General features: G+C 73.3%; 14 protein-coding genes and 2 tRNA genes. 5 read left to right on the top strand and 11 right to left on the bottom strand.

Annotated features, from left to right (window positions below; genetic code table 11):
• Both ABZ793_RS02620 and ABZ793_RS02615 read left to right on the top strand, forming a co-directional pair.
• Positions 1 to 270, top strand: a complete 270-nt coding sequence (locus ABZ793_RS02620; protein ID WP_350712507.1) for a hypothetical protein — start codon at positions 1 to 3, stop codon at positions 268 to 270.
• Positions 270 to 1,307 (top strand): hypothetical protein, encoded by a 1,038-nt coding sequence (locus ABZ793_RS02615; protein ID WP_357450812.1) that lies wholly within the window; start codon positions 270 to 272, stop codon positions 1,305 to 1,307. Before ABZ793_RS02620 ends, ABZ793_RS02615 begins: the two co-directional genes overlap by 1 nt.
• Positions 1,308 to 1,478: 171 nt before the next feature.
• On the opposite strand, the gene ABZ793_RS02610 is transcribed toward ABZ793_RS02615, so the two are convergent.
• Together ABZ793_RS02610 and ABZ793_RS02605 are read right to left on the bottom strand one after the other, a co-directional pair.
• Positions 1,479 to 2,657: a hypothetical protein gene (locus ABZ793_RS02610; protein WP_357450809.1), complete on the bottom strand. Its 1,179-nt coding sequence runs from the start codon at positions 2,655 to 2,657 to the stop codon at positions 1,479 to 1,481.
• Positions 2,654 to 3,184, bottom strand: a complete 531-nt coding sequence (locus tag ABZ793_RS02605) for a SigE family RNA polymerase sigma factor (RefSeq protein WP_357450806.1) — start codon at positions 3,182 to 3,184, stop codon at positions 2,654 to 2,656. The genes ABZ793_RS02610 and ABZ793_RS02605 overlap by 4 nt, the downstream gene beginning before the upstream one ends.
• 274 nt (positions 3,185 to 3,458) lie before the next feature.
• Between ABZ793_RS02605 and ABZ793_RS02600 the strand changes: the two genes are divergently transcribed.
• A complete protein-coding gene (locus tag ABZ793_RS02600; RefSeq protein WP_357450803.1) occupies positions 3,459 to 5,702 on the top strand; it encodes a DUF4173 domain-containing protein in 2,244 nt (747 codons plus the stop codon).
• 45 nt (positions 5,703 to 5,747) lie between these two features.
• On the opposite strand, the gene ABZ793_RS02595 is transcribed toward ABZ793_RS02600, so the two are convergent.
• From ABZ793_RS02595 to ABZ793_RS02555, 9 genes are all read right to left on the bottom strand, one after another.
• Positions 5,748 to 6,557: a hypothetical protein gene (locus ABZ793_RS02595; RefSeq protein WP_357450800.1), complete on the bottom strand. Its 810-nt coding sequence runs from the start codon at positions 6,555 to 6,557 to the stop codon at positions 5,748 to 5,750.
• Between the two features lie 151 nt (positions 6,558 to 6,708).
• Positions 6,709 to 6,999: a hypothetical protein gene (locus ABZ793_RS02590; RefSeq protein WP_357450796.1), complete on the bottom strand. Its 291-nt coding sequence runs from the start codon at positions 6,997 to 6,999 to the stop codon at positions 6,709 to 6,711.
• 73 nt (positions 7,000 to 7,072) lie between these two features.
• Positions 7,073 to 7,378 (bottom strand): TOPRIM nucleotidyl transferase/hydrolase domain-containing protein, encoded by a 306-nt coding sequence (locus ABZ793_RS02585; protein ID WP_357450793.1) that lies wholly within the window; start codon positions 7,376 to 7,378, stop codon positions 7,073 to 7,075.
• Positions 7,379 to 7,755: 377 nt separating this feature from the next.
• Positions 7,756 to 7,832, bottom strand: a tRNA-Ile gene (locus ABZ793_RS02580).
• A gap of 195 nt (positions 7,833 to 8,027) precedes the next feature.
• Positions 8,028 to 9,563 carry an insulinase family protein gene (locus ABZ793_RS02575; protein ID WP_357450790.1) on the bottom strand — a complete coding sequence of 512 codons (1,536 nt, stop codon included), beginning with the start codon at positions 9,561 to 9,563 and terminating at the stop codon, positions 8,028 to 8,030.
• Positions 9,560 to 10,513, bottom strand: a complete 954-nt coding sequence (locus ABZ793_RS02570) for a hypothetical protein (RefSeq protein ID WP_357450787.1) — start codon at positions 10,511 to 10,513, stop codon at positions 9,560 to 9,562. Before ABZ793_RS02570 ends, ABZ793_RS02575 begins: the two co-directional genes overlap by 4 nt.
• 45 nt (positions 10,514 to 10,558) lie before the next feature.
• On the bottom strand, positions 10,559 to 11,797 hold the full coding sequence (locus tag ABZ793_RS02565; protein WP_357450784.1) for an NAD(P)/FAD-dependent oxidoreductase: 1,239 nt from the start codon (positions 11,795 to 11,797) through the stop codon (positions 10,559 to 10,561).
• On the bottom strand, positions 11,787 to 13,907 hold the full coding sequence (locus ABZ793_RS02560) for an MMPL family transporter (protein WP_357450782.1): 2,121 nt from the start codon (positions 13,905 to 13,907) through the stop codon (positions 11,787 to 11,789). Before ABZ793_RS02560 ends, ABZ793_RS02565 begins: the two co-directional genes overlap by 11 nt.
• A 201-nt stretch (positions 13,908 to 14,108) precedes the next feature.
• A tRNA-Asn gene (locus ABZ793_RS02555) sits at positions 14,109 to 14,181 on the bottom strand.
• A gap of 271 nt (positions 14,182 to 14,452) precedes the next feature.
• Between ABZ793_RS02555 and ABZ793_RS02550 the strand changes: the two genes are divergently transcribed.
• On the top strand, positions 14,453 to 14,857 hold the full coding sequence (locus tag ABZ793_RS02550) for a hypothetical protein (protein ID WP_357450779.1): 405 nt from the start codon (positions 14,453 to 14,455) through the stop codon (positions 14,855 to 14,857).
• A 280-nt stretch (positions 14,858 to 15,137) separates the two neighbouring features.
• The gene (locus tag ABZ793_RS02545) at positions 15,138 to 18,467 is read left to right on the top strand and encodes a ThuA domain-containing protein (protein ID WP_357450776.1); all 3,330 of its coding nucleotides are present in this window, start codon (positions 15,138 to 15,140) and stop codon (positions 18,465 to 18,467) included.
• The last annotated feature ends 79 nt before the right edge of the window (positions 18,468 to 18,546 follow it).

The following is an 18,546-nucleotide window of genomic DNA, read 5'->3' as shown; positions in this document are numbered from 1 at the left end:
ATGGCCGCTCCCACCGCGACCGCGTCCCTGAACGCCTCTACCTACTCGCCCGGCGACCAGATGACCCTGACGGTCACCTACGGCGACGCCGACACGAAGCCGGTGACCGTCACGATCGTGGTCACCGACGCGCAGGGCAACAGCAGCGCCCCGGTCAAGGTCACCGCCGTCGTCGACCCGCTCACCGTCACCGTCACCGACGACTCGGGCCGCACCTGGACCCGGCTGTCGGACAACGGCTCGGTGGCCGTCTACCGGGCGGTGGCGTGATGCCCCGGGTCACCGTCACGGTGCGCGACAACGGCGGGCGCACCGCCACCGCCACCGCCGACTACACGATCGCTCCGCCGGTGCTGGGCGGCTACTACCTCTCCGGCGGCGCCGACCCGACGGCCGACATGGCCGGCGGGAACTTCCGCTCGCTGACCCAGTACCGCAGCCTCGCCGACGGCTACACCTTCCCCGGCTACCAGCGACCGTGGCTGGTCACGCTGGGCAAGGCCGGGGTGCGGGTGAACATGGTGCTGGAGCTGAAGCACTACGGCGCGCCCAACTTCGGGCCGCAGTCCTTCACCGTGGACGGCGTCAGCTACACCGTCCCGGCGCCCGCGATGACCATCCAGCAGCGGCCCGGCACGACCTGGCCCCGGGCGTACGGCTACAGCCAGGTCCTCGCCGGGCACTGCGACGGGCTGCTCGCCCGTGCCCTGTCCCAGTACCGGACCATGGGGTTCGGGGTGAACATCCAGCTCGCCTCCGAACTGGACACCGACCACGAGTTCGGCACCACCGAGGCGGGTGTCAGCTACACCTGGGCCCAGTCGGACGCCCGGGCGGTGCAGGCGATGACGTACATCGTTAACTGGTTCAAGGCGCGACAACTTCCCGCCGGCACCACCTTCTCGGTGGGGGTGGGCGGCTTCGACCGGGGCTGCTTCCAGCGCACCCATCCCGAGGCGCTGATGGCGAAACTCGACTTCCTCCAGTGGAACGTCTACGCCACCAGCCCCACGCACACGGCGCTGGCCCGGTTCCGCCGGGCGAAGGACTGGGCGGTGGCCGACCTCGGCCCGGTCGCGCTCTCCCGGCCGGTGATCATCGCCGAGTGGGGCGTACGGGTGGCGGAAATCCCGGACCAGGCGGCCTGGATCGCCACTGTGCCGGCCGCGATCGCCCAGCTCAACGCCGAGCGGGGCCCGAGGATCGTGTGCACCAATTATTTCAACTCCGGCTGGGGCACGCTGGCGCCGAAGCCGGCGGGGCTGGCCGCGCTGCGGGCCGCGTACGCCACCCGGCCGTACGTCTGACCGGCCCGGCGGCGTCGGGTCCCCACCCGGCGCCGCCGTCGGCAGGTCAGCCCGGCGCCGGGTTTCCACGCGTCGCCGCCGTCGGCCCGGTCGACGCCAAGGTGCAGACGGCCGCACCGGCGCGGTCAGCCCGGCCCTGCCGGCGCCGTCAACCCGGCCCTGCCGGCACGGTCAGCGGGGTGGCGGCCCGAGCAACCGGGCGAGGGCGGCGAGCAGCTCCGGCGTGGGCTCGCTGCCCCGGTGGTGCGCACGGACGGCGCTGCGGCAGGGCGTGTGCCGGACCCAGAACTCGGCGGTGGCACCGGTCGCGTCCGCCACGGTCACCGTGTCGAACGCGGTCGGCGGCGGGTAGCCCGGCCAGTCGCCGCAGTCGCTGGCCGGCACCGACCGGGCGAAGGCCGCGTTGAGCACCGGCCGGAGCGCGTCCGCCCCGTCGCGCCGGGTCTCCCCGCGCACCAGCCGGGCGGTCCCGCCGTCCACCTCGTACCGGCAGGCGGCCAACGCGACCAGCGGGGTCATCAGGACGGTGTCGTGCCCGGCCTGGTTGACCGCGATCCGGTCGGGTGGCCCGGGGTTCGAGGGGGTCAGCCGGACCCGGTCGACAGGCATGCTCGTCCGGCAGGCCGGGGTGGCGACGGTGGCCGGGTCGGTGGCGGCGGCGAGCTGCGCCCGGTACCGGTCCAGGAACGCGCCGAACAGCCGGTGGTCCAGCCCTCGCCCGTGGCTGTCGGTGACCGCGACCGCGCAGTTGTCGTCGGTCCACACGGTCACCGGCGCCCGGTCGGGGTAGCGCAGCACGTAGGCGGTCTCCTCGTATCGGCCCACCAGCGTGCACCGCAGCCCCGAGTCGGTCGGGTCGGCCACCCGGGACCGCCCGTCCGGCCCGGTCTGCCTCGGTGGCATCGCGTTGAGCAGCCCGACGATCTCGTCGACCCCGACGGTGAGCACCCGGGGGCCGACGCGGTCCGCCGCCCGCGGCCCGCCACCGACCGGTACCTGGCAGGCGGTGACCTCCACCGCGCCCGCCGGCACCAGTGGCACGTCGTCGCCGTAGCGCACCGACTCCAGCGCGGGCCGCCGGCCGATGTCGTCGGGGCAGACCGCCGCGCCGACCGGCCCGCCGGTGGCGACCGGCGCCGGCCCGGGACCGCCCCGGTCACCGGCGACGAGCTGCGGCGCTCCGACCGTCAGCCCCACCGCCAGGACCAGGGCCGCCGCCGAGCCGGCCGCCAGCCGCCGCCGGCGCCGGCGGACCCGGGAGCCGACCGCCGCCAACCGGTCCGGCGGGGCCGCCAGCGGCGGTACGGCGTCGGCGAGCAGCCGCCGGACGTCGGAGTCGTCAGAACTCATGGCACGACCTCCCGATCGGTGAACAACCGCAGATCCGGGTCGGCGCGCAGGCTGCGCAGGGCGCGCGAGGACTGCACCTTGACCGTGTTGACCGAACAGCCCAGCACCTGCGCGGTCCGCTCCACGGACAGGTCCTCGACGTACCGCAGCACCACGATCGCCCGCTGCTGGCGGCTGAGCCGGGCCAGCGCGCGGCGCACCGCGTCCCGGTCGGCCGACTCGCCGGCCACGTCCCCGGTCCCGCACGTCTCCGGCGTCGTGGCGGCCGGCACCTCGCCCCGCCACCGCCGCCGCCACCAGGAGGCGTACGTGGTGAAGAGCGCCCGCCGCAGGTACGCCTCGGGATGCCCGCCGTGGACGATGCCGGGCCAGCGCCGCCAGGCGACCGCGAGCACGGTCTGGAGCAGGTCCTCCGCCCGGCCGGCGTCTCCGGTCAGCAGCCACGCCGAGCGCAGCAGGGCGCCGGACCGGGCCGCCACGAACTCGGCGAAGCCCTCCGGTGGCGGCGGGTGCGGGCTGTCGGACATGCGTACCTCCCGCCAGGTGAACGCGGTGGCCGCGCCGGGAGGTTAACGCGGGCCCGCGCCTTTCGTGGCGGCGGCCCGCACACCCGGTTGGGTGCGCGTTCCCGGAACGGCCGCCGGCGCGATCCGGGATTCCGTCCTGACCACCCTGGACGGCCGACCCCGGCGCCCCCGGCATCACCTCCGTGTGCGGGGCGGATCGCGGAGCGTTCACCGGGCGGCGAGGGGATCGGGATCGGTCGTACAGTGTGCGGACCATTCGATCGAGGAGGGTTCCGTGACCCAGCCGCCACCGGTGCCGGGGTCCCCGGAGACCGCCGGGGGGCCCGCGGGCACCGACGGTGAGAACCCCGGGCACGCGACGCCGTACCTGCTCGTCATGCCGCCCGTCGACGGTGCGCCGCCCACCATGGTGTGGCCCGGGGCGGAGGGCACGCCCGCCTGGGCGATCCCGGTCAGCATCCCGGCGGGCACGCGCGGGTACGCCGTGTTCATTCCGCTGGTGCCGACCGCCGCCCCGACGCCGGCGGGTACGGACACCGACCCGACCGCCGCTCCGCCGACGCCGACGGGCACGGGCACCGACCCGACCGTCACCGCCCCGACGTCGGCGGACCCGGACGTCCGCCCGGCCGCCGTGCCGCAGCAGGCGGACGGCGAGGTCCGGCCGGCCGCCGTTCCGAGGCAGGCGGACCCGGACACCCGGCCATCCCCGTCGGCCGCCGCCGACGCGAAGGGCTCGCCGTCGGCCGTCGAGCCGGCGCCGGAGGCCGCGCGTGCGGCGACGGCGTCCTCCGCCGGAAACCCGTCTCCCTCGCCTGCCGGCGCGCCGCCCGCCGTCGCCACCCCGGCACACGCGGCGAGCACGCCGCCCCAACCGGCCGCCGCGCCGGCACCCGCCGCCACACCGACGCCCGTCGCCGCCCCGCCACCGACCACCGCCCCGCAGAAGGCGCCGTACGGGACCGCTACGCCGGCCGCGTGGCCGCCGTACTGGGGCTACCAGCCACCGCCGGTCCGGCCGTCGTTCCTCCAAACGCGGTGGCCGGGCCCGAAGGCGGCGCGGGACCGGTCCGTGCCGGCCGCCGTCCTCGCCGGAGCGCTGGGGCTGGCGTGCTTCGTGCCGCTGACCCGCACCGGCATCGGCTGGTTCCTGGGCTGGCTCATCCTGACCGTCGCGGTGGTCGTCGCGGTCCGCCGCACCGGCGCCGACCTGCCCCGCGCCGAGCGCTGGGTCCGCGTCGGCTGGGCGGGCGCCGCGCTGGCGCTGCTCTCGGTCCTGGCCTTCCGCAACGCCTGGTGGCTGGTGACGTTCTGCGTCCTCGGCGCGCTCGGCTGCGCGACCCTCGCGATCGTGGGCGGCCGGCTCGTACGCTCCATCCTGTTCAGCCTGGTGGCGGCGCCGTTCGCGGCGCTGCGGGGGCTGCCGTGGGTGGGCGGCCACCTCCAGGCCCCGGCGAGCCCGGGCCTGGCCCGTCGCGTCGTCGGGTCCGCCGCGGCCACGGTGGCCGCGCTGGTCGTCTTCGGCGCGCTCCTCTCGTCGGCCGACGGCGCCTTCTCCGTGGTGCTCGACGGGCTCATCCCCGAGGTCGACGCCGGCGCGAGGTTCGAATGGCTCTTCCTCGCCGGCATCGGCGGACTGAGCGCGGTCGCCGCCGTCTACACGCTGGCCGCGCCTCCCGACCTGTCGACGGTGGACCGGCCCGGCACGCCCCGCCTCGGCGTCGTGGAGTGGGCACCGGTCATCACCGCGCTGACGCTGCTGTTCGGCGGTTTCGTCGCGGTGCAGTTCACCGTCCTGTTCGGCGGAGAGCGGCACGTGCTGCGCACCGCCGGCCTCAGCTACGCCGAGTACGCGCGCAGCGGGTTCTGGCAGCTCGTCGTCGTCACGATGCTGACGCTGGCGGTGCTCGCCGGGGTGGCCCGGTGGGCACGGCGGGAGCGCCCGGTCGAGCGCCACCTGCTGCGGATCCTGCTCGGCCTGCTCAGCGCGTTCGGCTTCGTCATCGTGGTGTCGGCGCTGTCCCGGATGTACACGTACCAGAAGGTCTACAGCTTCACCGGGGAACGTCTCTTCGTGATGGCGTTCGAGCTGCTGCTCGGCACCGTCTTCCTGATGATCCTGGCGGCCGGGATCCGGTGGCGGGGAGCCTGGATCCCCCGGCTGACCGTGGCGCTCGCCGTGGCGATGCTGCTGAGCCTGGCCGTGCTCAACCCCGAGGACTACGCGGCGCGCCGCAACATCGCCCGCTACGAGCAGACGGGGAAGATCGACGCCTGGTACCTGCGGGCGCTCTCGGCCGACGCGACACCCGCCCTGTCCGGCCTGCCGGACCCGGTGCGCCGCTGCACCCTGAGCTGGATCGCGGACGACCTCGACGAGCCGGACCCCTGGTACGCCTGGAACCTGGGCCGGGTCCGGGCGCGCCAGGCGCTCGACCGGGTCGGGCCGGGCGCCGTCGGCGGCACGCGCGACTGCAAGGCCGCCGACCAGTTCGACCTGCCCAAGACCCGTCGGTGACGGACCCGACGCCCCCGGCCGGCCGGGGGCGTCGGGTCGGCCGGGTCACCAGGGCTCGGGGATGGTGATCGCCACGCAGCGCTGGGTGCCGGGAATCGGCTGGTAGCAGGCGGACGCCTCCAGGTTGTTGGTCAGGTCGGACCGGTGGAAGGACGTGCTGCCACCGTTGACGCAGGTGCCGCCGCTGGTGGTCACGCCGCCGGTGACCTTGGCCGTGGCGCAGCCGACCGTGCCGGCGGTCTTCTCCACCGTGTTCAGCGAGGAGCGCTGGTCCGAGTACTGGTGGGCGCCGTAGCCGGTCAGCCGCACGCCGGGACGGGTCACCGTGTACTGGAACGCCGTCGAGGTGTAGTACGACCAGCTCGCGCCGGTGCCCACGGTCCGCAGCTCCGGGTCGGCGGACGAACCGGGGACGAACATGGCGAAGCCCTTGTCGTGGGTGGTCGTGCCCGGGATCATCCGGTAGACGATCACCAGGAGCCCCTGGCTGTAACTGCCGGTGGAATAGGTCAGGTAGCTGCCGTTGCCGCAGGTGGTCCGGTCGGCGATGTAGCCGACGCCGTTGGCGTAGAGCATCACCCGGGCGCAGCGGGAGTCGGCGGCGGTGTCCTCGATGGTGCCGACCGTCGTGCTGGTGCCCGAGTTGTCGGTGGCGTACCCGGTCAGCCGCACGCCCGGCAGGGTGCCCGCGTACTGGTAGGCGCTGGGGTGGTAGTAACTCCACGAGGCCGACCAACCGCTGCCGGACGGCAGCGCGAACGCGGGCGAGGCGGGCAGCAGGGCGGCGACCAGTGCGGCGGCCAGGGCCGCGACCAGCATCATGCCGGTCGACCGCCAGCGGGGGTGGGTCCTCATCGCTCCTCCGATCTCCACGACGGGCGGACACCCGGCGTCAAGGATCAGGTTGACCGAGGGCGTCGGCCGCGCAGACGGCTCAGTCCTCAAGCGGACAGCCGGATCAACGTCAGCCACCGCCGGCGTGGTCGAAGGCAGGACCTTCGGTGGGTCAAACGACGGTGAGCAGCGCGTCGAGCGGCCGCGGCAAGGTATCCCGGTCAACTGCCGCCTCGACGAGCAGGCGTGCGTAGCGCAGGTTACGGCGCGAGCTGCTGCGCAGGAACCGCCACATCTGCGCTTCGGGCTCCCGGCCGCGCCAGGCGGGCTGGCTCTGGAACGAGCGGAACAATCGGAGGTCGCCCTGCGAGTCGAAGAGCGCTTCGACCCGTGCGGCACCCAGGGCGCGGATCAGCTCGTCCTCCAGATCTTTGACGCAGACGTAGAACCCGAGGTGTTCCATGTCGGTGCGTGTGCAGGGTGAGCCAACACGGGTCACCTCCAGTCCGCGCCGGAATATCTCCTCCTCACGCAGGTCACACAGACCGGCAAGTCGCACCCGGGCGCCCAGGGGGGGCCAACCTCGTCAGGAGGCGGCCGATCGCGTGCGCCCCGCCGATCGGCACGATCACGACCCGCTCCGCCTCGAGATCCCGGCCGCGACCCACTGCGGCCGTTTCCAGTGCGATCTGGTCGCTGATGCCCTCGACAAGCACCACGGCCACGGCGGACCCGACCTTCGCCAGGGCGCGGTCCGTCGCCCGGATCGAGGCGGCGTTGCCACCCAAGTGGCCGTCGAGCGCCCCGTCGGCAGACACGTCAGCTTGCCGGGTCGTGGCCATGGTCGTAATCATCGGTGATACGCCTACCGGCCGACCAGGGATTAGCCACGGCCCATCTCGTCGACACGCTCCGCACCCGACACCCCTGAGCTACGCCGTCGCCGGCTGCCCGCCATCCTCGTGCCTCTGCTCGCCGGAGCACGATCAACACGCGAGATCGGCGGAGCCGCGCGGGCTGATCGTCCGCGTGCTGGCTACACCGGCTACGTTGGGGTGAGCCGGCCGCGCTTCGAAGACGACCTGGACCAGGTGGCGGACCGCCTCGACCGGGCGACGGCTCGTGCTGCTGCGGACTCAGTGCGGACCGACGGCGTCGGCCCGGATCTTGACGCGGTTCGTCCGGGTCACCGACACCAGGACTGGCCAGGGGTGTTCCGTGGTGGGGCGGGCGGGACTCGAACCCGCGACCGAGGGATTATGAGTCCCCTGCTCTAACCGGCTGAGCTACCGCCCCGGCACCGCGCCGGATCCTATCCCGCCCGGTCGATCACCGGCCAGCACGAACCGGCGCCGTCGCTCATCGGCGTCCTCCGCATGGCAGCACGATGGGCAACGCGAGGATAACAGCGAGCAGCCGACCCGCGACGGCGGTGCTCCCCGGAGCGGGCCCGATGGCGGAATGCCCGCAGCGCCGCCTCGCCGGTGACCGTCAACGCGACGTGTCCCCGGCGACCATCACCGAGAAGCTCAACCAGGCGCGCTTGACCCGCTCCCACCACCGGCGGGCCATGGGGACCGACCGGGGTTGCGGGATGTGCTCCGGATCGCGGGCCGGCATGGCCACCTGCCGGTCGGCGGGGATCCGGGCGTCGATCGTAGGGATGGTGCCGGCAGGAAGGTCGAACATGGTCGGTTCGAGCCGCAGCGAGATGCCGTCGTGGCCGACGAACAGACGGGCGCCGTCGGGCCAGGCGAGCATCAGGGCGCAATCCGCGTACGGCACGGTGAGCGGCCCGCCCTGGCCGAGCCAGCTCACCCCGTCCGCGCCGACGCGCAGCTCGCCGGTGCCTTCCTTCTCCCGGTACGCCGTCCCGCTCACCGTCTCGACGGAGCGGGTGGGTGCTTCGGCAAAGCCGGCCCAGTCGGCGCGGTGGCCCTGGGGGACCATGAGCAGCGCGCCGGACACCACCTCTCGCGCGACCTCGTGCAGGTCGTCGGTGGTGACCGACTTCAGCTCGGCCCGCTGCTCGTCGACGGTGAGAGTGGGCTCCCCGGTCAGCACGTCGAAGGCGTACGACGGCAGCAGCGCTGTATGCACGTCGGCGCTGAGGAGGAGGTCCTGCCGCTGGGCCACGACCGCGTCGAGGTCTGCCGGCTCGATCCGGCCGACTCGCAGCTTGGCGAGCGTGTCGACGAAACCGCCCAGCACGGCGTCCTGCTTCTCCGGCAACGCGTCGGCCAGTGCCCGCAGCGTCGCGTGGCCGTCGCCGCGTGGCTCGTAGGCCGCAGTGGTCTGGTAGGAGAGTCCGGCCTCCTGCCGCAGCGAGCGGAACAGCTCGCGCTCCAGCACGCCGGCGAAGACGCTCGTGGCGGTCCGGCGCCGCAGGACGGCGTCCAGCACCACCACCCGCGAACCGCCGACGAAGTACGCGGGGGTCTGTGGCAGCGCCGACGATGCCGCCGGCACCGGCTGCCGCACGCCCGTGGGTAACGTCAGTCGCAGCCCGGCGGGTACGGTGGCTCCGGCGATCCACAGCACCGCGTTCTCCCGGGTGAACCAGCGGGCCGCCCACTGTCGCAGGTCTTCGGCGGTGATGGCGCCCAGCCCCCATTCCGGGTAGCTGGTCAGACCGAAGTCCCGGGCACCGTGGCGCCACAGCGGGATGTCGTCCACGGCCGCGCCACCCCGGCTGCTGTACTCCGTGCGCAGGATGTCCTTCTCCACCTCCAGCCGGCCGGTGGGGAGGTCGGTCAGGTTGGCGCAGACGGCGGTGAGGAAGGCGGCGACGTCCCGCTCGGAGCCCTGCATTCGGAACGTCGTGAGGACCGGCGCGGTGGCGCCGTTGACGTGGTAGCCGGCCAGACCGAGCGGAGCCAGCGCGAGGTGTTCCAGCAGGTGGGTGATGCCACTGCCGGCCAGGGTCTCGTCGGCGGTGCCGACCCGGAAGGTCAGCCCGGCGCGCATCGGCCCGCTGGTGGGAGCGAGCAGCGTGGGGACCCCGTCAACATCGAGCTGCTGGATCACGGCCGCCCGCCCTTCGCGTACGCCTGCTCGCGGAGCCGCTGGAACTGCCTGGCCGGGTCATCGCCCACGTAGCCGAACATCGCCTCGTCGCCCAGCGGTCCCATCGCGGCGAACTGTGCCGCCGCCGACTGCCACTCCTCCATCAGGCTGAACGCCTGGGCGAAGGTGCTGCGTACCTTCAACCAGCCCCAGCCGTTCCGGAACTCCCGGTGCCAGATCGACCGCTCTGCCGCCTCGTGGATCTCCCGGTGCGCCTGCGCCTCGCGTAGGTAGGCGCTGGCCGTGATGAGGTTGCCGGAGTCCAGCGCCCGCTCCAGGTGCGCCTCCACGACCAGCACCGCGTTCGGGGCGCCATCGGGCGCGGTGTCGGCGCACTCCCGGGCGAAACCGTGCGCCTGTTCCCAGGTGCCACCCCACTTCGGGCACAGCTGCTGCAACAGGGCGGCCTGCGCCGGCAGGTGGTGGGGGTGGTGCGTGGCAAGGCGGTCGTAGCGGCGACGGGCCTCCGCAAGACCGAGTTGCAGCCCTCGCGCGCTGGTGATCCGCTCCGTCCAGGCCGCCGGATCGTCCGGGTGCCGGGCGGTGACGTCGATGAGCACCTGCTCGGCCTGCCGCAGGCGCTCGTGGAACCGGGCGAACTGCTCGTCGCTGACGTAGTGGGCGCTGTAGCGGGTGCGGATCCGCCAGCCCGCCCGGATCAGGTGCGCCCCGAGGAGAGTGCCGGCGAGGGCGTCGTCCGGATCCTCGGCCACCATCTCGCGTAGGAACGGCTCGACGGAGCCGGCGTGCGCGGCGATGCCGATCAAGTGCGTCCGGCCGTGCGGGTCCAGATCCGCGAAGAGCCCGCGCAGGGTCGGCCAGTCACGCGTCGACAGAGCTAGTCGCACCGGCCGGACCTGGGCGTACGCCGCCGCCGGTTCGAAGGTGGACGGTGGGAGGGGTGCGGGCACGGCGAGGATCATAGGTGATCTTCACCGGCTCGCAGAGCCCTCCGTTCAGCCCGTGCGCAGCTCCGCCAGGACGGCCCCGGCGGCGCGCCAGCCACTGGCCAGCGCGCCCTGGATGGAGGGGCTGTCCCGGTGGTCGCCGGCCACGAACAGGCCCTCCCCCAGCGCCACCGGCTTGCGCAGCCGCCCCTGCGGCGGCGGTGCGGCGGGCAGCGCGTCCGGGACCGACACGGTGGTCAGGTGGGTCCAGTCCGCCGTGGACCGCCCGTAGAGCCGGCTCAGCTCGGACCGCACGGTCGGCTCGGGCGGGGCCGACGGGCCGACCACGGAGGTGGCGATCAGGTGCCGCCCGGCCGGCGCGTACGTCGGCGCGGCCCGGCTGACCACCACCGTGTTCGCGACGACCTCCCGCCGGTCGCCGTCGACGAGCAGGATCGGCTCGTCCAGCGGCGCCTCCTGGGCGCTGTGGTAGTACGTCGTGTAGCTGTGCGTGCGTACCGCCGGCAGGGCCGGTAGCAGCGTGGCCGCCGCCGGCGGGTCGACGGCGACCACGACGGCGCGGCAGCGGATGTCGCCGGCCTGGGTGCGGACCCGGCCGGGCGCCACCGCCGAGACCGGGGTGTCCAGGTCGATCAGTTCGGCGGGCAGCGGGTCGGCGACGGCGCGGGGCAGCGCGGCCATGCCCTCTGCGGGCAGGCCGATCCGGCCCCGGGCGAAGGATCGCAGCACCATCGACAGCACGTGGCTGGAGGTCTCCAGCTCCCGTTCGACGAAGACGCCGGAGAGGAACGGCCGCAGCAACTCCTCGATGATCGTGTCGGAGAGGCCGGCGCGGCGCAGCGCGGTCTCGGTGGTGGTCTCGGGCGCGGCGAGCAGCCGGCTTTTCGGCAGGGTCGCGCAGCCGGCGGCGAGCGCGGCGAGGCGCAGCCGGTCGCGCAGCGACCCGATGCCGGCCAGGGCGGTGCCGGGCGTGCCGGTGGGCTCGCGCAACGGGTTGACCAGGCGGGTGAGCCGGTCACCCTTGCGCACCAGCACGCCGGAGGTGAAGTGGCCGAGGCGCAGCCGGTCGACGTCGAGCAGGGTGCCGAGCCGCGGATAGGCGGTGTTGAGCACCTGGAAGCCCCGGTCGAGCAGGTAACCGTCGACCGCGTCGGTGGCCACCCGGCCGCCGAGCCGGCCGCCGGCCTCCAGCAGCCGCCACGGCACGCCGGCGCGGTGCAGCCGCCGGGCCGCGGCCAGGCCGGCCAGGCCGCCGCCGACCACGACGACGTCGGTCTCAGCGAGCATGGCGCGCCTCCCGCTCACCGTTCGTCCGGGACAACCGGCCCGGCCACCAGAGCTTCGGACCGATGTCGTACGCCAGCGCGGGCACCAGCAGCGAGCGGACGACGATGGTGTCGAGCAGCACCCCGACCGCGACCGCCACGCCCAGCTCGACCAGCACCACCAGCGGCAGCACGGCGAGCGCGGAGAACGTCGCGGCGAGCACCACCCCGGCGGAGGTGATCACGCCGCCGGTGACGGCGAGGCCGGTGAGGACGCCGGCGCGGGTCCCCCGCCTGACGGACTCCTCGCGGACCCGGCTCATCAGGAAGATGTTGTAGTCGATGCCGAGGGCGACCAGGAAGACGAAGGCGAAGAGCGGGAACGAGGTGTCCACGCCGGGGAAGTCGAGGACGTGGCGGAAGATCAGCGCGCAGAGGCCGAGGGTGGCGGCGAAGCTGAGCAGTACGGTCGCGATCAGCAGGATCGGCGCGAGGAGCGCCCGCAGCAGCAGCGCCAGGATGATCGCGATCACCGCCAGCACGACCGGGATGATCACGTTCCGGTCCCGCGTCGAGGCGTCCGACGTGTCCACGTTGATCGCGGTGAAGCCGCCGACCACGGAGTCCGAGCCGGGCACCGCGTGCACCGCCGCCCGCAGTTCCCGGACGGCCCGCTCGGCGCCGTCGCTGTCCGGCGGGTCGGCGAGCGTCGCCTCCAGTTGCACCCGGCCGTCGACGACGGTGGGCGGCGCGTTCGGGTCGGGCGGGCCGGTCCGGCCGGCGGTGACGGGCCGGACGGCGGCCACCCCGGGCACGCCGCGGGCCGTGTCGGCGACCTGCTCGGCGGCCTGCTGGTTGGTGAAGATGGTGGCGGGGCTGCCGGTGCCGGCCGGGTAGTGCCGGGCGATCACCTCCTGGCCGGCGACCGAGTCGGTGCGTTCGGTGAACAGGTCGGACTGCCCGAGCGTGGTCGCGCCGAGCTGGGTCAGCCCCAGCGCGAGCACGGCCAGCGCGAGGGTGGTGAGCACCCAGACGGGCCGGGCCCGCCGCGCCACGAAGCCGGCGGTCCGGCTCCAGATGCCGTGCTCGGTGCGCGGGTCGGCCTGGTCGGGCCGGGGCCGGCGCGGCCAGAACGCCCACCGCCCGCCGAGCACCAGCAGGGCGGGCAGGAAGGTGAGCATGACCAGCAGGGTGGCGGCGATGCCGATGGCGGCGACCGGGCCGAGCGCCCGGTTGGAGTTCAGGCTGGACAGCAGCAGGCAGAGCAGGCTCACGATCACCGTGCCGGCGGAGGCGACGATCGCCGGGGCGGCGCCCTTCCAGGCGGTCCGCATCGCGTCCCAGGGGCGCTCGTGCCGGTGCAGTTCCTCGCGGTAGCGGGCGACGAGCAGCAGCGCGTAGTCGGTGCCGGCGCCGAAGACGAGCACGGTGAGGATGCCCTGCGCCTGCCCGTTGAGCTTGATCACGTCGGCGTCGGCGAGCAGGTAGACGAAGACCGCGGCCAGCGCGAACGACATCCCGGCGGCGAGCAGCGGGAAGATCCACAGGATCGGGCTGCGGTAGACGACGAGCAGGATGACCAGCACCACGCAGAGGGTGACGACCAGCAGGGTGCTGTCGATGGCGGAGAAGACCTCGATGAGGTCGGCGAGCAGGCCGGCGGGCCCGGCCACGTCCACGGTCAGCCCGTCGCGGTCCCCGCCGGCGATGGCGCGCAGTTCCTCGACGACCGTGCCGATCCGTTCGCCGTCGGCGTCGTCGATCGGCACCACCACCTGGAGGGCCTGCCCGTCCTCGCTGGGGATCGGCGGCGGCAGCGGGCCGACCACCCCGGGCACCTGGGCGAACCGGGTGGCGTCGGCAGCCGCCCGCTGCGTGTCGGCGTCGGTGATGCCGCCGGCGCGTTCGTAGACCACCAGGGCGGGGGTGGTCTGCCGCGCGACGAACCGTCCGGCCAGCTCCTGCGCCCGGGTCGCCTCCGCGTCGGCGGGCAGGAACGAGGCGTTGTCGTTCGTGGCGACCTCGCCGAGCCGGCCGGAGAACGGCCCGGCGACGGCCCCGACGGCCAGCCACGCGAGCACGACCGCCACGGCGACGAGTGTGATCCTGCCGTGGCCTCCTCTTCCGGGCATCCGCACCCACCCCAAGAATCGACGCACCGATCGACGCAGAGGGAGTCCAGGTCGACACCGACCATCCTGCCGGGCGGGAGCGCCCGCGGTGGCGGAAACCGGGCGGCCGGCGGGGGGCGAAACATCGAGCCGTCGGCGGTCGACGGAAGCACAGAACGACGAACGCCCGCCGGCGGGGCCGACGGGCGTCAGGTGTGGAAGCTCCCCCGTTTGGACTCGAACCAAAAACCTGCCGGTTAACAGCCGGCTGCTCTGCCAATTGAGCTACGGGGGACCGCTGCGTCGTCCGGTGCGGATCTCCCCGCGCCGTGCGACGGGGACAAGAGTACAGGACTCCGGGGGGTGTTGGTCCAGGGGGTTACCCCTGCGACCCGTGCCCCACGGACACGACAATAAACCAGACAAATCGTCATCACGGCACAAGGAGGCATGAGCGGAGAGCAGGATGGGTAGTTAGCTGCGGACAGAGGAGACAGGCGCGATTTGGTCACCTCCGGCGGGGTAAGCCGCCGGACGACGGCGCGTCAGGTACGGAAGGAGCCGCCATGCGCGGAAAGATCATGTTTCTTGGCGGGCTGGCTGCGGGATTCGTCCTGGGCGCCCGTGCCGGTCGGGAGAAGTACGAGGAGCTGGTGATCCGGGGCCGCAAGGTGCTCGACCACCCGACCGTCCAGGAGGCGGCCGGCGTCGCACAGGCCCAGGCGACCCGCCTCTACAGCGAGGGCAAGGACAAGCTCGGCCAGTCGAAGCTGGGCGAGAAGCTGAGCAGCAACGGCAACAAGCAGGAGCTGACGGCCGCCGACGACGCGTTCGCCGGGACGCCGGCCACGGTGGGGGCGAAGGCGGGCTCCGGCTCGTCGGGCACCGGCTCGACGTCCGGGTCGACGTCGGCCACCACCACCCCCCGCAGCAAGCCGTCCGGCTCGGGCACCAACAACAGCACCCTCTGATCGCACCTTCGCGCGGGCCGGTCGCCAGCTGGTGACCGGCCCGCTCGTGTGCGTACGGGCACGTCACGGCGGCCCGGTTCCCATCCCGGTCGCCACTTTCGCCGATTGAAGCGAAAGTTCAGCCCATCCATCGAAAACTTCCGCCGCCAACCTCTTCACTTTGGTCCGAGGCGCAAATATCGTCCTGCGTAGAACCTGGCCAGGCTCTTGGTACTCCCCCGCGACCTCCTCAGCGACGTCCCGGCGCTGAGGCGGACCCGCCCGACCAGAGCGAGGTTCGATGCGCAGACCGATCGGCCGAAGGGCCGCCACCTACCTCAGCCTTCTCACCCTCGTCGGCGCGACGCTCGTCGCGACCGCTCAGCAGCAGCCGGCACCGGCACTCGCCGCCCCGGCACCGACCAGCAACGGCATCCAGTACAAGGTCCTCGTCTTCACCCGGTCGGCGGACGGCAGCCACCCCGCCACCGCCGCCGGCGTCGACGCGATCCGCCAGCTCGGCAACGACCGGCGCTTCACCGTCGAGGTGACCGACGACGCCCGCAAGTTCGACGAAGCGCACCTCAAGCAGTTCCGCGCCGTGGTGTTCCTGAACACCTCCGGCGACGTCCTCGCCGACGACCAGCAGGCCGCGTTCGAGCGGTACTACCGCGACGGCGGCGGCTTCGTCGGCGTCCACTCCGCGATCGAGGCCGAGCCGGGCTGGTCCTTCCTGGACGACGTGCTCGGCACCCGGGCGGTGGGCGCCGCCACGGCTGCGGCCCCGGCCACGGTCACCGTGGCCGACCGGGTGCACCCGGCCTCCGCGACCCTGCCGGAGCGCTGGGCGCACACCGACCGGTGGTACAACTTCGCGGCCAACGTCCGGGGCGTCTCGCACGTCCTGGCCACCGTGGACGAGAAGACGTACGCCGGCGGGTCGATGGGCTTCGACCACCCGGTCACCTGGTGCAAGGACCACCAGGGCGGCCGGTCCTTCTACACCGGGCTCGGCGCGACGCCGGAGAGCTTCGGCAGCACCGACCTGCGGGCCCACCTCGGCGGCGCCATCCAGTGGGCGGCCGGCGTCACCGACGGCGACTGCGGCGCCACCGTCCTGGCCAACTACCAGATGACGGTGATCGGGGCGCAGCCCAACGTCAACGAGCCGATCGGCTTCGACGTGCTCCCCGACGGCCGGGTGATCCAGACCGACCGCCGTGGCGGCGTACGCCTGCACGACCCGGAGAGCAACGAGACCACCGTGCTCGCGCAGATCCCGGTCTACACGCACAGCGAGGACGGCATGTACGGGCCGGCGATCGACCGCGAGTTCGCCACCAACCGCTGGGTCTACCTCTTCTACGCGCCCCCGCTGGACACCCCCGCCGGCGGCGCGCCGACCACCAGCACCGACCCGGCGGCCTGGGACCGGTGGAAGGGGTACTTCCAGCTCTCCCGGTACAAGTTCGTCGACGGCGAGACGCCCTCCCTGGACCTGGCCTCGGAGCAGAAGATCCTCCAGGTGCCGGTCGACCGGGGGGCCTGCTGCCACGTGGCCGGCGACATCGCCTTCGACTCGAAGAACAACCTCTGGCTGGTCACCGGCGACGACACCCCGGCCGGCGGCGGTGGCTCCGGCGGCTTCTCCCCGCACAACGACTCGGTGAGCGCCACCGGCGTCTACCAGGCGCCCTTCGTGGACGCCCGGCGCAGCTCCGCCAACACCAACGACCTGCGCGGCAAGATCCTGCGCATCTCGGTGCAGGCGGACGGCAGCTACACCGTGCCGGAGGGGAACATGTTCCCCGAGGCGGCGGACCCGGGCGACAAGACCCGCCCGGAGATCTACGCGATGGGCTTCCGGAACCCGTTCCGGATCACGCTCGACAAGAACGACGTCGCCTACGTCACCGACTACTCCCCCGACTCCTCGACCGCGGCGGTCGGCCGGGGACCGGCGGGCACCGGCCGGATGATGGTGGTCGACAAGCCGGCGAACTACGGCTGGCCGATGTGCGTGCAGCCGAACCTGCCGTACATCGAGATGAACTGGACCACCAGCCCGATCTCCCCGGTCGCGCCCTTCGACTGCGCGGCGCCGCGGAACACCTCGCGGCACAACACCGGCCTGACCGACCTGCCCGCGGTGGAGAAGTCCGAGCTCTGGTACTCGTTCCAGGCCCCGACGCCGTGCCCGGAGTCGTACCTGTCCACGCCGACGCAAACCTGTCCCGTGCTCTTCCCCGAACTCGGCACCGGCGGCGTGGGCCCGCACGGCGCGGCGAAATACGACTTCGACCCGGAGCTGAGGTCGGAGACGAAGTTCCCCGCGTACTTCGACGGCGCGATCTTCTTCGGCGAGTTCACCCGGGACACCCTCAAGGAGGTCCGGCTCGACGCCCAGGGCGACATCCTGAAGATCAACAATGTGCTGAACTGCGGGCAGGCGCCCACCACGCCGGCCAAGCCGTTCCTCTGCGACAACCCGATGGACATGAGGTGGGGCGCCGACGGCAACTTCTACCTGCTGACGTACGGCGACGGGTTCTTCAACGTCAACCCGGACGCGGCGATGCTGAAGTTCAGCTACGTCAAGGGCCTGCGGGCGCCGAACGCCGTGCTGAACGCGACCCCGACCAACGGTCACGCCCCGCTGACCGTCGCCTTCTCCAGCGAGGGGTCGAAGGACCCGGACCCGGCGGACTCCATCTCGTTCGCCTGGGACTTCGACGGCAACGGCACGACCGACTCGGTCGACCCGAACCCGACGCACACGTACACGGTCAACGGGGTCTACACCGCGCGGCTCACGGTGACCGACTCCAGCGGCAAGAGCGCGTCGGCGAACACCACGATCACGGTGGGCAACACCGCGCCGACCGTCACCGTCAACACCCCGCTCGAGGGCGGCTTCTTCCAGTGGGGTGACGGGATCCCGTGGTCGGTGACGGTCACCGACCCCGAGGACGGGCCGGTCGACTGCGCCAAGGTCGAGGTCACCTTCGTGCTCGGCCACGACGAGCACGGCCACGGCGAGGCCAACCAGTTCGGCTGCTCCGGCGTGCTGCCCACGGAGGCCGACGACGCCTCCCACGGCGGCTACATCTACGGCGTCGTCAGCGCGTCCTACACCGACGGCGGGGCGAACGGGCAGCCGGCGCTGACCACGGTGGACCAGCAGATCATCCAGGACAAGCGGCAGCAGGTGGAGTTCGCCCGGGACCAGTCCGGGACCACCGTCGGCACCAGCGCCGACACCGGCGGCGGGCAGCAGCGCGGCAGCCTCGACCCGGGCGACTGGATCGCGGTCAACAACACCGTGAACCTGACGAACATCCAGTCGGTGACGCTGCGTACCTCCGGTGGCAGCGCCGCCACCGCCGGGCAGCCGCGCTTCGGCGTCCAGTTCCGGCTCGACTCGCCCACCGGGCCGGTGGTCGCCACCGCCACGGTCAACGCGACCAGCGGCAACAACGCCTTCACCAGCACCACCGTGCCGATCACCGACCCGGGCGGCACGCACCGGCTCTACCTCGTGTTCACCACCGTCCCCGGCGGCCCGACCAGCGGTTTCGGCAACCTCAACTGGATCGAGTTCACCGGCCAGGGCATCGGCGTCACACCCTAGCCGCCGCCGTGGCCGGCTGCCGCGCGGCCGGCGGCCAACGCCCCCCCCGGCGAGGCCCGGTCACCGCCGGAGGGCCCGG

Source organism: Micromonospora sp. NPDC047465, assembly GCF_040643125.1.
Taxonomy (GTDB): Bacteria; Actinomycetota; Actinomycetes; order Mycobacteriales; family Micromonosporaceae; genus Micromonospora.
The sequence above is the reverse complement of the archived record's forward strand: the minus strand, read 5'-3'. Positions and strand labels throughout refer to the sequence as shown.

Excerpts from the sequence above, each read along its gene's own strand:
- ABZ793_RS02585 (WP_357450793.1), bottom strand. The coding sequence starts at position 7,378 with ATGGCCACGACCCGGCAAGCTGACGTGTCTGCCGACGGGGCGCTCGAC.
- ABZ793_RS02615 (WP_357450812.1), top strand. The coding sequence starts at position 270 with ATGCCCCGGGTCACCGTCACGGTGCGCGACAACGGCGGGCGCACCGCC.
- ABZ793_RS02590 (WP_357450796.1), bottom strand. The coding sequence starts at position 6,999 with ATGGAACACCTCGGGTTCTACGTCTGCGTCAAAGATCTGGAGGACGAG.
- ABZ793_RS02605 (WP_357450806.1), bottom strand. The coding sequence starts at position 3,184 with ATGTCCGACAGCCCGCACCCGCCGCCACCGGAGGGCTTCGCCGAGTTC.
- ABZ793_RS02550 (WP_357450779.1), top strand. The coding sequence starts at position 14,453 with ATGCGCGGAAAGATCATGTTTCTTGGCGGGCTGGCTGCGGGATTCGTC.
- ABZ793_RS02595 (WP_357450800.1), bottom strand. The coding sequence starts at position 6,557 with ATGAGGACCCACCCCCGCTGGCGGTCGACCGGCATGATGCTGGTCGCG.
- ABZ793_RS02620 (WP_350712507.1), top strand. The coding sequence starts at position 1 with ATGGCCGCTCCCACCGCGACCGCGTCCCTGAACGCCTCTACCTACTCG.
- ABZ793_RS02545 (WP_357450776.1), top strand. The coding sequence starts at position 15,138 with ATGCGCAGACCGATCGGCCGAAGGGCCGCCACCTACCTCAGCCTTCTC.
- ABZ793_RS02560 (WP_357450782.1), bottom strand. The coding sequence starts at position 13,907 with ATGCCCGGAAGAGGAGGCCACGGCAGGATCACACTCGTCGCCGTGGCG.
- ABZ793_RS02565 (WP_357450784.1), bottom strand. The coding sequence starts at position 11,797 with ATGCTCGCTGAGACCGACGTCGTCGTGGTCGGCGGCGGCCTGGCCGGC.
- ABZ793_RS02610 (WP_357450809.1), bottom strand. The coding sequence starts at position 2,657 with ATGAGTTCTGACGACTCCGACGTCCGGCGGCTGCTCGCCGACGCCGTA.